This window comes from Enterobacter ludwigii, from assembly GCF_001750725.1.
GTDB classification, from domain to species: domain Bacteria; phylum Pseudomonadota; class Gammaproteobacteria; order Enterobacterales; family Enterobacteriaceae; genus Enterobacter; species Enterobacter ludwigii.
Genome location: NZ_CP017279.1, coordinates 128,011 through 142,190, shown reverse-complemented (window position 1 = coordinate 142,190; position 14,180 = coordinate 128,011). Strand labels below are relative to the sequence as shown.

The following is a 14,180-nucleotide window of genomic DNA, read 5'->3' as shown; positions in this document are numbered from 1 at the left end:
TTGAGCGGATAGTAAAGATATTTGTCCCCTCTGTTGAAATTAACCGAACAACTTAGGGGAATTTTCAGCAACCGGGAAATAAACCGGTTGCTGATGACGATTAATTTCCGAACCAGACGGAGGCGGAAATGGCCGGTAAGGAGAGAATGCCTTCCTGAATCGTGCCTTTACCCTCTTTGCGTTGCCACGCCTTCACGTGCAGCAACGGAGAGTCATCCAGCACCACTTCACAGGCTTCTCCGCGGTTGATGGCGACCAGCACGCGTTGCTGGTTGTAGACGCGGGCAAACACCACCACGTTATCGTGGGCATACACCACCTGACAGCCACCGTAACGCAGCGCCTGGTTCTGTTTACGAAGCTTAGCCAGACGCTGGTACAGGCTGAGCAGCGCATTGTCCTGCTTCGCCGGGTCCCAGGAGAAGGTTTTGCGGCAGAAGGGATCGTTGTTCCCCTCCAGCCCCACCTCATCACCGTAGTAAATGCACGGCACGCCAGGCCAGGTGAAGAGCCAGGTAACGGCCAGCGGCAGGCGCGCCACATCCCTGCCAAGCAGGGATTTAAAACGTGCGGTATCGTGGCTGTCCAGCTGGTTAAACATCCGCAACTGCTGCTGATGCGACAGGCTGGCGCGGTAGTTATCCATCCATGCCATACAGGTTTCGGCGTCGATATGCTGCGGATCGTAGGAGATATCGGTGTTCGCCAGAAATCCCCATAGCGGGAAGGTAAAACCGCGGTAGTTCATGGCCGAATCTTCTGCATCGGCTTGCAGCCACTGGCGCGCATCGCCAAAATGCTCGCCAAAGACAAAGGCCTCCGGCTGCGCGGCTTTCGCTGAGCGGGTGATACCTGCAACGTGCTGAAGGTTATTACGCGCTCCGCCCGCTTCACCCAGCATATGCACCACGTCAAGACGCCAGCCGTCCATGTTCCATGGCGCCTTAAGCCAGTGGCGGACAACGCTGTCTTCACCGCCGTAGATTTCGTTGACCAGAGAAGGCGACTGGAAATCCAGCTTCGGCAGGCTTGGGTAGCCCAGCCAGTCCAGCGCGTAGCCCTCTTCATTAAAGCTGTACCAGTTACGCTGCGGCGAATCCGGGTTATGGCATGCCCCGCTCATCGACTGGTTATGACGGTCAAACCACGCGTGCGAATCCCCGCTGTGGTTGAACACGCCGTCCAGAATCAGGCGCATCCCTTCGTTTTTAGTGTTCTGTCGCAGGCGCAGCAGCGCCGCATCGCCGCCAAACTGCTCATCAACATGACGATAATCTTCGGTGTCGTATTTATGCACGCTCGGGGCTTTAAACACCGGGTTAAGGTACAGCGCCGTCACGCCCAGTTTTTTCAGGTACGGGAGTTTTTCGCTGATCCCGTCGAGATCGCCACCGTAAAACGTCGAGCCACCCGCCTGCGCGGTCAGCGGTTCATCCCATGCTTTGAGGATAATGTCGTGACCTGCTGCGTGGTGGTAATAAACCTTGTCCTGGTCTGCAGTGCGCTTTTCGCTGCGGGCAAAGCGGTCCGGGAAAATCTGGTAAAACACCTGATCGTTAACCCATTGCGGGCCATTGTCCGGGTAATCGACGGCAAATTGCTCCAGCCGGGCCGGCGGAAAACGGCTAAACCCCTGCGGGGTAAACCACAGCTGGCGGTTATTCCACAGCAGTTTAAAACTGTAGCGACGACGCGGCTGTCCACGGGTTAAATCGATGTTTGCCCGCCACGCCGTGATCCCGGGCTGCGGCTGGCTGCGCTGCTTATGCATTTTCAGCGCGGTCTCTTCGTTATCAATTTCGGCGCGTAGCGTCACGCGTTCAGGCTGATTTTCCCCCGCCAGCCAGAGCGTAATCACAAGGTTGTCTTTGTTTTGCTTAACAAATGGGGCAACCGGAAGGTGCCAGGCGTTTAACATCACGAATCCCCTTTGATGAAATTGACGTCACCTTGCCACAGGGTGGTTAAGGTTAGCTCATCATGACGAGGTTTATTGAGGGAGGAGGACGGGGGAGGAGGCATCAGCGTGAGCGGATGCCTCCTTCCAGTCCCTCTGCGGGGAGAGGGAAGATTACTGTGCCTGCGCCAGCTGACGGTCGCGGCGGCATTTGAACATCCAGCCCAGCAGCAGCAGGACGATCCACGCACAGCCCACGTAAAGGGAGATACGGGTATCCGGATGATAGCCAATCAGGGCGATGATAAAGACCAGGAAGACCAGACCGACAGCGGTTGTCACCACCCCACCCGGCACTTTGAACTTCAGCGCTTTCGCCTCTTCCGGTGACAGACGGCGACGGAACGCAATCTGCGACAACAGGATCATGATCCACACCCACACGGTCGCGAAGGTCGCCAGCGACGCAATCACCAGGAACACATTCTCCGGCATGATGTAGTTCAGGTAGACCGACAGCAGCAGGGCTACGGTCATCACCATTACCGTCACCCACGGCGTGCCGCGACGAGAGGTTTTGGCAAACACCTTAGGCGCACTGCCCTGCTCCGCCATTCCGTGCAGCATGCGGCCCACGCCAAAGACGTCACTGTTGATTGCCGAAAGCGAGGCGGTCAGCACCACAAAGTTCAGGATGCTGGCGGCAAACGCGATGCCCATATGCTGGAAGGTCAGCACAAACGGGCTGCCGTTAGTGCCCACCTGGTTCCACGGGTAGATGGACATAATGACGAACAGCGTCCCCACATAGAACACCAGAATACGCATTGGCACTGAGTTGATGGCGCGCGGAATGGATTTCTCCGGGTCTTTCGCTTCCCCGGCGGTAATGCCGATAATCTCGATCCCGCCGTAGGCAAACATGACCATCTGCAGCGACATCACCATACCGAGCCAGCCGTTGCTGAAGAAGCCGCCGTTGCTCCAGAGGTTATGGATCCCCGTTGGCTGACCGCCGTTGCCGATACCCCAGATGATGATCCCGAAGCCCGCGATAATCATGATGATAATGGTGGCAACTTTGAAGAAGGAGAACCAGAACTCCAGTTCACCAAACACCTTCACGCTCATCAGGTTGACGGCACAGATGATCAGCACCACGCTCAGCACCCAGATCCAGTGCGGAACCGCGGGGAACCAGACGCCCATGTAGATGCCAAAGGCGGTAACGTCGGCAATAGCCACAATCAGAATTTCGAAGCAGTAGGTCCAGCCGGTGATGAAGCCCGCCAGCGGGCCTAAGTTTTCCTGCGCATAGCGCGAGAACGAACTGGCAGACGGATTGTGAACCGACATCTCCCCGAGGGCGCGCATGATAATATACGCGGCCACGCCACCGATGATGTAGGCCAGCAGAACGCTGGGACCGGCCATTTTAATGGCATCTGCCGAGCCATAAAAAAGACCGGTACCGATAGCGGATCCCAGCGCCATAAAGCGAATGTGGCGGGTGCTGAGTCCACGTTTGAGTTTGTTAGTGCTTTCCATTTAAATCTTGCCATTCAACTCGAAAAAAACAAAAAACCACGGGGCCTTAAGCCCCGTGGTTAAACAGTTTGTTGCCGTTGATTAATGGGCGTTCGATGCGACCTGACGCCCTGCAGCACGATCCCAGATAATGGCCAGAACCAGTGCAACAACGGTAGGCATCAACCAGGCCAGGCCTTGCTCGGACAGCGGCAGACGCTGTGTCCAGGCTGGCAGTATTTGCGCAAAGGCGGATGCTTTAATCCCGTCAAGGATACCAAAAATCAGGCTGATAAACATGGCTGGCGCAATAATTCGCGACGAGTTGTTCCACCACGGGCGGGTGAAGCTCAGCACCACCAGCACAATACACGGCGGATAGATGGCCGTCAGCACCGGGATAGAGACCTGAATCAGGTGGCTCAGACCGAGGTTTGACACCGCCATGGAGAAGATGCCCAGGATAAAGACCAGCGTGCGGTAAGAGAGCGGCAGATACTGAGCAAAGAACTCAGCGCAGGCGCAGGTCAGCCCCACGGCGGTGACAAGGCACGCCAGGAAAATCAGTACCGCCAGCAGCAGGCTACCCGCACCACCAAAGGTGTGCTGTACGTAAGCATGGAGGATCGCCGCGCCGTTGGCATTTTGATCGACCAGTATGGCGCTATCTGAGCCCAGGCGGAACAGCGCCAGGTACAGCAGCGTCAGCCCCACACCGGCCATCAGGCCAGCCCAGATGGTGTAGCGAGTCAGCAGACGCGCTTCCGTTACGCCGCGGGAACGTGCGGCATTCACGATAACAATACCAAACACCATTGCGCCCAGCGTATCCATCGTCAGGTAGCCGTTCACAAAGCCGTTGGAGAACGCGGCGTTTTTATAGGCGTCCATCGCATCGCTAATCGGGCCTGCGGGCCAGACGATGGCCGCAACCGCCAGCACAATCAGCGCCACGATTTTCAGCGGAGCCAGGAAGTTACCCACGGTATCCAGCAGCTTGCCCGGATAGAGGGAAACCAGAATCACAATCGCGAAGTAGATCAGGCTGTAGATAAACAGCGGCATCGCGCCATCGCCAGTGAGCGGGGCAATCCCCACTTCGAAGGATACGGTCGCGGTACGCGGGGTCGCAAACAGCGGGCCAACGGCCAGATAACAGACGGTCGCCAGCAGAATGCCGGCCACTTTGCCAATCGGGGTGCTGAGGCTATCAACGCCACCACCGACTTTCGCCAGCGCGACGACGGTCAGTACCGGCAGACCCACAGCAGTAATCAGGAAACCAAACGCAGCGGTCCAGACGTGTTCACCCGCCTGTAAGCCAACCATTGGAGGGAAAATGATGTTGCCTGCGCCAACGAACAGCGCAAATGTCATAAAGCCCAGCGCGATGATGTCACGCGATTTTAAGTGATGGGTCATAAAACCTTACTGCCTGTGGATGTGGTGTTGAAAACATTGAGATTTTCGCTATCCCTGACGGGACGATACAGCGGAAAATTTGCTCAATTTCAGCGGGATATGCTCCCGTCCTGGCGTGGAGAAGAATAGTTTTTCGATTTACCACGCAAATACAGTCGGTATGACAGTATCTGGGGCGCAATTTAAACGCTTATAACGTTTAAAGGCAAGATGGGATCGTGAAACCAGAACAATATGCCAGCATCAAAAATCAGATCAGCACAATACGCTAATTATAAGAAAAACCCATGGCTAATCATGCGAACAAAAAACAGCCAGCCGTATAATATTCAGCCGCGTTTCGCTTGACTGCAAAGCAAACGGGCCAGCAAACGCTGGCCCGTGGAAAGGTAAACTGACACGCCTGTCGTCAGGCGATCTTTTTGGCAATTAATCGTTCCGGGATAACGAAACTGAAGCGGGTTCCCTTACCCAGCGTGCTTTGAATATCGAGACGGCTTTCATGATGATTCACCGCGTGTTTCACAATAGCCAGCCCCAGACCGCTGCCGCCGGTCTGCCGTGAGCGCGCTTTATCCACCCGGTAGAAGCGCTCGGTCAGACGCGGGATGTGTTCAGGTGCGATCCCCGGCCCGTTATCCTCTACGCTGAACTCAGCGCCCGTTGGCGTGCGCTGCCAGCGCACCACGATATCCGTCCCCGCTGGCGTATGATTCACCGCGTTATACACCAGATTGGAAATGGCGCTGCGCAGCTCATCTTCGCTGCCAAGCACCTTGAGCGTGTTGTCGACCTCGAAGGTCAGCTGATGCATTTTATGGCTTAACGTCTGCGCTTCGCGCTCCACCACCCGCAGCATCATCGGCACATCAATGGTGTCATTCAATGCCAGCGAGGGGGCGGCCTCAATTTTCGAGAGCGTCAGCAGCTGTTTCACCAGCCCTTCCATACGGTGCGTTTGTTCACGCATCGTATGCAACGCTTTCTCGCGCGGCGCGCCTTCCAGCGTTTGCTCCTGCATCATCTCCAGGTACCCCTGAAGCACCGTCAGCGGAGTGCGTAATTCGTGGCTGACGTTGGCAAAGAAGTTGCGTCGCGCCCCTTCCAGCTGGTGCATCTGGGTGACATCACGGGCAACCATCAGCCACTGCTGGTCGCTGTAAGGCATCACACGGATTTCCAGATGGCGCCCATTATTGAGCTTCAGGTTGTGGGGGCGGGTAAAATCACGCTTTTTCAGGTACAGCGTGAACTCGGGATAACGCAGAAGGTTGAGGATGTTCTGGCCATTATCGTCCGGCCAGCGCAGGCCCAGCAGCTGTTGCGCGAGGCCGTTACACCAGAAGATCGTCCCTTCTTCGGTCGTCAGAATGACAGCATCCGGCAGCGACTCAGCGCCGCTACGGAAGCGTTTGATCAGGCTTCCCAGCTCCCGACGCCGCTTTTTGTTACGCATCTGCATCTGGTGCAGACCGTACAGCAGCGGCTCCCAGCTTCCGCTTCCCGGCGGAGGCGTCATACTTCGGTCAACCCACAGCCACCACGAGAGGCGCAGCAGGTTCCAGAAATGCCAGATCAGAAGCCCGGTAACCGACGCCAGCAGAAACCACGGCAAATATCCAAGAAAGGCCCCCAGAATGAAGGCCGGAATACAGCATAAGATCAGTTCAAAGACGAGCCTTTTCCATGACAGACGTTCCAGCACGCGTCACACTCCTGTCATTGTTCAGAAACGGGTTGAAAAACGATAACCCGTGCCGCGGACCGTCTGCACCATGCGATCGTGGCCGCTCAGTTCCAGCGCTTTTCGCAGGCGGCGGATATGTACGTCAACCGTCCGGTCTTCGACATACACGTTAGTTCCCCAGACGTTATTCAGCAACTGTTCGCGGCTGTATACGCGCTCCGGGTGAGTCATAAAGAAATGCAGAAGTTTAAATTCGGTAGGCCCCATATCGAGGGGATTTTCACCGGTCATGACGCGGTGTGAGGTAGGGTCAAGGCTCAGTCCCTGCATCTCAATCACCTCTTCCACCGCCATCGGTGAAATGCGGCGCATCACGGCTTTAATGCGGGCAACCAGCTCTTTCGGTGAGAACGGTTTGGTAATGTAATCGTCCGCCCCCGTTTCCAGACCGCGTACGCGATCCTCTTCTTCACCGCGCGCCGTGAGCATCACAACCGGTATGTCGCGGGTTAGCGCTTCACGTTTCAGGTGTTTGATAAACTGCAGCCCGGAGCCGCCAGGCAACATCCAGTCGAGCAGAATCAGATCGGGCCAGGGTTCATTCAGCTGGTTCACCGCGCTGTCATAATCTTCCGCCTCAACCGGCTGGAAGCCATTTTGCTCGAGCACGAAGCACACCATTTCACGAATCGGAGCTTCATCTTCTACGACCAGAATACGTCTCGCCATACTTTGCCCTGTTTTATCTTATTTAAGTTACAAGTTTGTAATGCGGCGTCATTATGCGTCAGATTTATGACAGATTTATGAAAAACAGTACCACTATAAAGGGCAAACTGTTGTTTTATTACAGCGGTTATTTTCTGTTCCCTGACAGTTTATAATCCTGCTTTCTCTTTTTCGCCACGGATCAGCAATGCGCATACTACACACCTCTGACTGGCATCTGGGTCAAAATTTTTACAGCAAAAGCCGGGCGGCTGAACACGAAGCGTTCCTGAACTGGCTGCTGGATACGGCCCGCTCTCATGAGGTAGACGCCATTATTGTAGCGGGTGACATCTTCGATACCGGCTCGCCCCCCAGCTATGCGCGCGAGTTATATAACCGTTTTGTCGTCAATCTGCAGCAAACGGGCTGTCATCTGGTGATTGTTGCCGGCAACCATGATTCCGTCGCAACGTTAAATGAATCCCGCGATATTCTGGCGTTCCTCAATACTACCGTGGTGGCCAGCGCAGGACATGCGCCGCAGATCCTGAAAAAGCGCGACGGGACGCCGGGTGCGGTACTGTGTCCGATCCCATTTTTACGCCCGCGCGATATTGTCCAAAGCCAGGCGGGGCTTTCCGGCGCTGAAAAACAGCAGCATTTGCTGCAGGCTATCACCGACTATTACCACCAGCAGCATGCCCAGGCCTGTGCCCTTCGCGGTGACCAGGCGATTCCGGTGATTGCCACCGGGCACCTCACCACCGTTGGGGCCAGCAAAAGCGACGCGGTGCGTGACATTTATATTGGCACGCTGGATGCTTTCCCGGCACAAAACTTCCCGCCCGCGGAGTATATTGCCCTCGGGCATATCCACCGGGCGCAGGTTATCGGCGGCTGCGAGCACATTCGCTACTGCGGCTCGCCCATCTCGCTGAGTTTTGATGAGACCGGCAAAGCCAAAAGTGTCCATCTGGTGAGCTTTAGCGACGGCAAGCTCAGCGCCGTTGACACGCTGGAAGTGCCCGTCACCCAGCCGCTGGCGGTGCTGAAAGGCGATCTGGACGCCATCACCGCCCAGCTTGAACAGTGGCGCGGCGTGGAACAAAACCCGCCGGTCTGGCTGGATATTGAGATCGCCAGCGCCGACTACCTGCATGATGTACAGCGTAAAATTCAGGTACTCACGGAAGACCTGCCGGTAGAGGTGCTGCTGGTGCGCCGCAGCCGCGAGCAGCGCGAGAAAATTCTGCTCGGCGCTCAGCGCGAAACGCTCAGCGAACTCAGGGTGGAAGAGGTCTTTGAACGCCGGCTCTCCCACGAGGAGATTGACGACGCGAAACGCGCACGGCTGAACGAGCTGTTTACGCACACCCTGCATGCCCTGAACGATGAGGAAGAAAACGCATGAAAATCCTCAGCCTGCGTCTGAAAAATCTCAACTCACTGAAGGGTGAGTGGAAAATCGATTTTACCGCGGAGCCGTTTGCCAGCAACGGACTGTTTGCGATTACCGGGGCTACCGGCGCAGGGAAAACGACCCTGCTCGACGCCATTTGTCTGGCGCTGTATCACGAAACGCCGCGTCTGCAGAAAGTCTCCCAGGCACAAAACGATTTGATGACGCGCGACACGGCCGAATGCCTTGCCGAAGTTGAGTTTGAAGTCAAAGGTATTGCCTATCGCGCTTTCTGGAGTCAGAACCGCGCGCGAAATCAGCCCGACGGTAATCTTCAGGCCCCACGCGTCGAGCTGGCACGCTGTGAGGACGGTAAAATTCTGGCCGACAAAGTGTCGGATAAACTGGAACAAACGGCCGCCCTCACCGGGCTGGATTATGGCCGTTTTACCCGCTCAATGCTGCTCTCTCAGGGGCAATTTGCCGCCTTCCTCAATGCCAGACCTTCCGACCGCGCCGAACTGCTGGAAGAACTGACCGGAACCGAGATCTACGGTCAGATTTCCGCCATGGTGTTTGAGAAACACAAAGCCGTACGTAACGCCCTTGAGGTGTATGAAGCACAGGCTGCAGGCGTCGTGTTGTTGAGTGAAGAGCAACAGCAGCAGTTACAGCAAAGTTTGCAGGCACTTACTGACGAAGAAAAAACGCTGCTGGCGCAACAGCAGAATCAACAGAAAGATTTTCAGTGGCTTACGCGCAATGACGAGCTCATACGTGAGCAGCAGCGCGTTGCCACCTTGCAGCAACAGGCGCAACAGGCACTGACCGAGGCTGCGCCCGAGCTGGCAACGCTCCAGCTTGCTCACCCCGCCGCCCAGCTGCGACCACTGTGGGACAGCCAGCAAGAGCAAACCACCCGGCTGGGGCAAACGAAGCAGCGCATTGTTGAAGTAAATGCTCGCTTACAAGCAAAAACCGCGCTGCGCTCGCGTATCCGTAATACGGCCCAGCGTAGCCATGCACAACTGCAGACCGACCTTACGGCGCTGGCACAGTGGCTGGCAGAGCACGAGCGTTATCGTCAGTGGGGCCAGGAGATAGCAGGCTGGCGCGCCCATTTTGCACAGCTGAATCGCGATAAACATCAGATCGCCACGCTTTCCACGCGCATTGCTGAATTACGCCAGAAGCTGACAGAGATGCCGGAAAACGCCCTGACGCTCACGGCTGACGAGGTCAGCGTGGCGATGGAGCAACAGGCTCAGTCACGGACTTTCCGCCAGCGGCTGATGTCGCTTCAGGCCCGTTATCTGCCGCTGCAACAGCGTCTGCGCCAGAGCGGTGAAAGCCTGCAGAAAGCCCAGGCAGAGCAGGTAAAACTCAATGAAACGCTGACGCTGCGTCGCCAGCAGTACAAAGAGAAAAACCAGCATTATCTGGATCTTGAAACGCTCTGCAGACAGGAAGAGAAGATTAAAAGTCTGGAGGCAGAGCGTGCGCAGCTGCAGGCGGGACAGCCCTGCCCGCTGTGCGGCTCAACCTCGCACCCGGCGGTCACTGCCTATCAGGCGCTGGAGCTGAGTGCCAACCAGCAGCGTCGCGACCAGTTAGCCAAAGAGGTCGCTGCGCTTAAAGAGGAAGGATTGTTAGTTCTCGGCCAGGTGAATGCCCTGACCCGGCAGATCCAGCGTGAGACAGACGACGCTCAGACGCTCTCTCAGGAGGAGCAAGCGCTCACTAAAGAGTGGCAATCCGTTTGCGCGTCCCTGAATATCACTCTGAATATTCAGGAAGATATTGCCCCGTGGATGAACGAACAAGAGCAGTATGAGCGTCAGCTTTACCAGCTGAGCCAGCGTCTGACGCTGCAGCAACAGCTGAATGAACAGGACGCGCAGGCGCGTCAGTATCAACAGCAGCTGACGGCCACGCGCCAGGCGCTGGAAACGACCCTGCTGACGCTGTCACTCAACGTCCCGGAAGAAGGCACAGAGGCTGCCTGGCTGAACGAACGAGAAACCGAGTTCGCACAGTGGCAGGAAAAACACACTCAGCATGGCGTCATGCAGGAGCGCATGACGGCTCTGATGCCGCTGCTCGACACCCTGCCCGCCACAAACGACACAGAAACCGAACCGGCCATTCCTGATAACTGGCGCGAAACGCACGACGAATGCGTTTCTCTTCAGAGCCAGCTTGCCACATTGCAACAGCAGGAAAGCCTCGAAAGCGAGCGACTGCAGCACGCCACGACGCATTTTACCGCCGCATTGACCGCAAGCTGCTTCGCCGATCGGGAGGCCTTTCTGGCTGCACTGCTTGATGAAGAGACCATCCGCCGTCTTGAACACCGTAAGCAGACCCTGGAAAACCAGCTTCAGCAGGCAACCGCGCTGTTCGCACAGGCAAACCAGCAGCTGCAGGCTCATCAGACGCAGCGACCGGAAGGGCTGGAACTCGACGCGCCAACCCTGCAGTTGCAGCTACAGCAACTCGGGCAACAGCTTCGGGAGAACACCACTCATCAGGGTGAAATCCGCCAGCAGCTTAAACAGGACAGCGATAACCGTCAGCACCAGCTGGCGCTCATGCAGCATATTGAAGAGGCCGCGCGGCTGGCCGATGACTGGAGCTATCTGAATTCGCTGATAGGTTCCAGCACCGGCGACAAGTTCCGTAAGTTTGCCCAGGGGCTCACGCTGGATAATCTGGTCTGGCTTGCCAACCAGCAGCTAAATCGCCTGCACGGGCGCTATTTGCTGCAGCGCAAGGTCAGCGATGCGCTGGAACTCGAAGTGGTGGATACCTGGCAGGCGGACGCGGTGCGCGATACCCGTACCCTCTCCGGCGGCGAAAGCTTCCTTGTTAGCCTGGCACTGGCGCTGGCGCTTTCCGATCTGGTGAGCCACAAGACACGCATCGATTCGCTGTTCCTGGATGAAGGCTTCGGCACGCTCGACAGCGAAACGCTGGATACCGCCCTCGATGCGCTCGACGCGCTGAACGCCACCGGGAAAACCATTGGCGTGATTAGCCACGTCGAGGCGATGAAAGAGCGGATCCCGGTGCAGATCAAAGTGAAGAAGATTAACGGGCTGGGGTATAGCAAGCTGGATAAGGTGTTTGCGGTGGAGTGAGGGTGCCCTGCATAAGGGCACCTTCATCCCGCCCCCTCTCACGTAGGGAGAGGGAGAATGGCTATAGCGGCCAGAGCCACGCGGCGCCGCGCACGCCGCTGGAGTCCCCATGCACCGCTTTGCGGATCGGGGTTTCACACTCGCCGCCGAAGACCCACTGCTTCACCAGATTCGGTACCGTGGCATATAAACGGTCGACGTTGCTCATCCCGCCGCCGAGCACAATCACGTCAGGGTCAAGGATATTCACCACGTGCGCCAGAGATTTCGCCAGCCGCATTTCATAGCGGCTGAGAGCCAGCTCAGCCACCGGATCGTGTTCCCCGACCCGATGCATAATCTCGTTCCCCTTGAGTGGCTGGCCACTCAGGCGGTGGTAATCGGTGGCAAAACCGGTGCCGGAGATAAACGTCTCAATACAGCCCTGCTTGCCGCAATAGCACGGCACCTCGGCGCGGTATTTAAGTTCATCTTCATCCATCCACGGCAAGGGGTTATGTCCCCACTCGCCCGCCGTACCGTTGCCGCCAATATGGGCACGCCCGCCCAGGGCCACACCTGCGCCACAGCCGGTCCCGATAATGACCGCAAAAACGGTCTGGGCCCCTGCGGCGGCACCGTCAATGGCTTCGGAGACGGCCAGACAGTTGGCGTCATTTGCCAGACGCACTTCCCGGTTCAGGCGCTGACTTAAATCTTTATCAAAAGGCTGACCGTTGAGCCAGGTGGAGTTGGCGTTTTTAACCACCCCGGTATAGGGCGAGATTGAGCCCGGGATCCCCATCCCAACGGTGCCGGTCTGCCCTGTCGCCTGCTCAGCCATGTCGACCAGCCGGGCAATCGTCTCGATAGTCTGGTGATAATCATCGCGCGACGTAGGCAGACGGTGGCGGAACAGTTGCTCCCCCTGCTCGCTCAGTGCGATGACTTCTGTTTTGGTGCCGCCCAAATCAATCCCAATACGCACAAGACACTCCTCATTATTTTGATTATCAACAGAGTAGAAGCCCGCTTCCCGATTAGCAATGCAAGCGATGCGACAATTCGTTATCATGCCCGCTGATTTAACGACAAGGCCGTGGAAATTATCATGCTGTGGTTCAAAAATTTGATGGTTTACCGTCTCAGCCGCGACGTTTCGCTGCGTGCAGAAGAGATGGAAAAACAGTTAGCCGCTTATAGCTTTTCCCCTTGCGGTAGCCAGGATATGGCAAAAACCGGTTGGGTTCCTCCAATGGGTTCACAAAGCGATGCATTGACCCACGCCAGCAGCACGGGTCAAATCATCGTCTGCGCCCGCAAAGAAGAAAAAATTCTGCCCACACCGGTGGTCAAGCAGGCGCTCGAAGCGAAAATTTTCAAGCTTGAAGCCGAACAGGGCCGCAAGCTGAAAAAAACCGAAAAAGATTCGCTGAAAGACGAAGTTCTGCACTCTCTGCTGCCGCGCGCCTTTAGCCGTTTCAGCCAGACAATGATGTGGATCGATACCGTTAACGGGCTAATCATGGTGGACTGCGCCAGCGCCAAAAAAGCGGAAGATACGCTGGCCCTGCTGCGCAAAAGCATCGGATCGTTACCGGTCGTTCCGCTGGCGCTGGAAACGCCGATTGAACTGACCCTGACCGAATGGGTGCGCAGCGGTACAGCGGCCCAGGGCTTCCAGATCCTTGATGAAGCCGAGCTCAAAGCCCTGCTCGAAGATGGCGGCGTGATCCGCGCGAAAAAGCAGGATCTGGTGAGCGACGAGATCGCCGTACACATTGAAGCGGGCAAAGTGGTGACCAAACTGGCACTCGACTGGCAGCAGCGTATTCAGTTTGTGATGTGCGATGACGGCTCGGTGAAGCGTCTGAAATTCTGCGATGAGCTGCGCGATCAGAACGAAGATATCGATCGTGAAGATTACGCCCAGCGCTTTGACGCGGACTTTATCCTGATGACCGGAGAGCTGGCAGCGTTAATTCAGAATCTGGTAGAAGGCCTCGGCGGCGAAGCGCAGCGGTAATGCCTGCAGTGACCCTCTCCCGGCAGGGAGAGGGAATAAAACGTTTTATTTCAGGTAGCGGCACAGATAAGAGGTCGGTTCAGCAACCTGCAGATGGAATTCGCTGTGGCCAGGGACGTTGAACGCTTGTCCGGCAGAGTAAACTTTCCATTCTGTTTCCCCCGGCAGCAAGACGTTGAGCGCACCGCTGATCACCGTCATCTCTTCAGCTTCGGCTGTACCAAAGGTGTATTCCCCTTCAGCCATAACGCCGACACTGGCGCGGCCAGTGCTGCTGCTGGTAAAACCAATGGATTTCACTTTACCGGAAAAGTATTCGTTACTTTGAAGCATGAACTGGCCCTTATATTTTTAGATAAAAATTCACTATAGGGGCCATGATCATCACCTGT

10 protein-coding genes are annotated in these 14,180 nt (G+C 56.5%); 3 read left to right on the top strand and 7 right to left on the bottom strand.

Annotated elements, in window-relative coordinates; genetic code table 11:
• Window positions 1–100 precede the first annotated feature (100 nt).
• The 5 genes from malZ to phoB form a co-directional block, all read right to left on the bottom strand.
• Window positions 101–1,918 carry a maltodextrin glucosidase gene (malZ, locus tag BH714_RS00660; protein ID WP_040016782.1) on the bottom strand — a complete coding sequence of 606 codons (1,818 nt, stop codon included), beginning with the start codon at window positions 1,916–1,918 and terminating at the stop codon, window positions 101–103.
• A gap of 153 nt (window positions 1,919–2,071) precedes the next feature.
• Entirely contained in the window at window positions 2,072–3,445 is a 1,374-nt protein-coding gene (proY, locus tag BH714_RS00655) for a proline-specific permease ProY (protein WP_014168835.1), read from the bottom strand.
• A gap of 81 nt (window positions 3,446–3,526) precedes the next feature.
• Window positions 3,527–4,846: a branched-chain amino acid transporter carrier protein BrnQ gene (gene brnQ, locus BH714_RS00650; RefSeq protein WP_014168834.1), complete on the bottom strand. Its 1,320-nt coding sequence runs from the start codon at window positions 4,844–4,846 to the stop codon at window positions 3,527–3,529.
• Window positions 4,847–5,255: 409 nt separating this feature from the next.
• On the bottom strand, window positions 5,256–6,551 hold the full coding sequence (gene phoR, locus BH714_RS00645) for a phosphate regulon sensor histidine kinase PhoR (RefSeq protein WP_040016781.1): 1,296 nt from the start codon (window positions 6,549–6,551) through the stop codon (window positions 5,256–5,258).
• A gap of 21 nt (window positions 6,552–6,572) precedes the next feature.
• Window positions 6,573–7,262, bottom strand: a complete 690-nt coding sequence (gene phoB, locus BH714_RS00640; protein ID WP_008503265.1) for a phosphate response regulator transcription factor PhoB — start codon at window positions 7,260–7,262, stop codon at window positions 6,573–6,575.
• A 187-nt stretch (window positions 7,263–7,449) separates the two neighbouring features.
• On the opposite strand from phoB, the gene sbcD reads away from it, so the two are divergent.
• Window positions 7,450–8,655 carry an exonuclease subunit SbcD gene (gene sbcD, locus BH714_RS00635; protein ID WP_020885234.1) on the top strand — a complete coding sequence of 402 codons (1,206 nt, stop codon included), beginning with the start codon at window positions 7,450–7,452 and terminating at the stop codon, window positions 8,653–8,655.
• Window positions 8,652–11,783: an exonuclease subunit SbcC gene (gene sbcC / locus BH714_RS00630; protein WP_040016780.1), complete on the top strand. Its 3,132-nt coding sequence runs from the start codon at window positions 8,652–8,654 to the stop codon at window positions 11,781–11,783. The genes sbcD and sbcC overlap by 4 nt, the downstream gene beginning before the upstream one ends.
• Before the next feature lie 61 nt (window positions 11,784–11,844).
• Here the strand turns inward: sbcC and mak are convergent, their stop codons facing one another.
• Window positions 11,845–12,750 carry a fructokinase gene (mak, locus tag BH714_RS00625; RefSeq protein WP_040016779.1) on the bottom strand — a complete coding sequence of 302 codons (906 nt, stop codon included), beginning with the start codon at window positions 12,748–12,750 and terminating at the stop codon, window positions 11,845–11,847.
• A gap of 123 nt (window positions 12,751–12,873) precedes the next feature.
• Between mak and rdgC the strand changes: the two genes are divergently transcribed.
• The gene (gene rdgC, locus BH714_RS00620) at window positions 12,874–13,788 is read left to right on the top strand and encodes a recombination-associated protein RdgC (RefSeq protein ID WP_014882739.1); all 915 of its coding nucleotides are present in this window, start codon (window positions 12,874–12,876) and stop codon (window positions 13,786–13,788) included.
• Between the two features lie 45 nt (window positions 13,789–13,833).
• Here rdgC and ppnP read toward each other — a convergent pair whose 3' ends face one another.
• Window positions 13,834–14,121: a pyrimidine/purine nucleoside phosphorylase gene (gene ppnP / locus BH714_RS00615; protein ID WP_014168827.1), complete on the bottom strand. Its 288-nt coding sequence runs from the start codon at window positions 14,119–14,121 to the stop codon at window positions 13,834–13,836.
• Window positions 14,122–14,180 lie beyond the last annotated feature (59 nt).

Coding starts and splice junctions, on each gene's coding strand:
- malZ (WP_040016782.1), bottom strand. CDS start 1,918: ATGTTAAACGCCTGGCACCTTCCGGTTGCCCCATTTGTTAAGCAAAAC.
- proY (WP_014168835.1), bottom strand. CDS start 3,445: ATGGAAAGCACTAACAAACTCAAACGTGGACTCAGCACCCGCCACATT.
- brnQ (WP_014168834.1), bottom strand. CDS start 4,846: ATGACCCATCACTTAAAATCGCGTGACATCATCGCGCTGGGCTTTATG.
- phoB (WP_008503265.1), bottom strand. CDS start 7,262: ATGGCGAGACGTATTCTGGTCGTAGAAGATGAAGCTCCGATTCGTGAA.
- sbcD (WP_020885234.1), top strand. CDS start 7,450: ATGCGCATACTACACACCTCTGACTGGCATCTGGGTCAAAATTTTTAC.
- sbcC (WP_040016780.1), top strand. CDS start 8,652: ATGAAAATCCTCAGCCTGCGTCTGAAAAATCTCAACTCACTGAAGGGT.
- rdgC (WP_014882739.1), top strand. CDS start 12,874: ATGCTGTGGTTCAAAAATTTGATGGTTTACCGTCTCAGCCGCGACGTT.
- ppnP (WP_014168827.1), bottom strand. CDS start 14,121: ATGCTTCAAAGTAACGAATACTTTTCCGGTAAAGTGAAATCCATTGGT.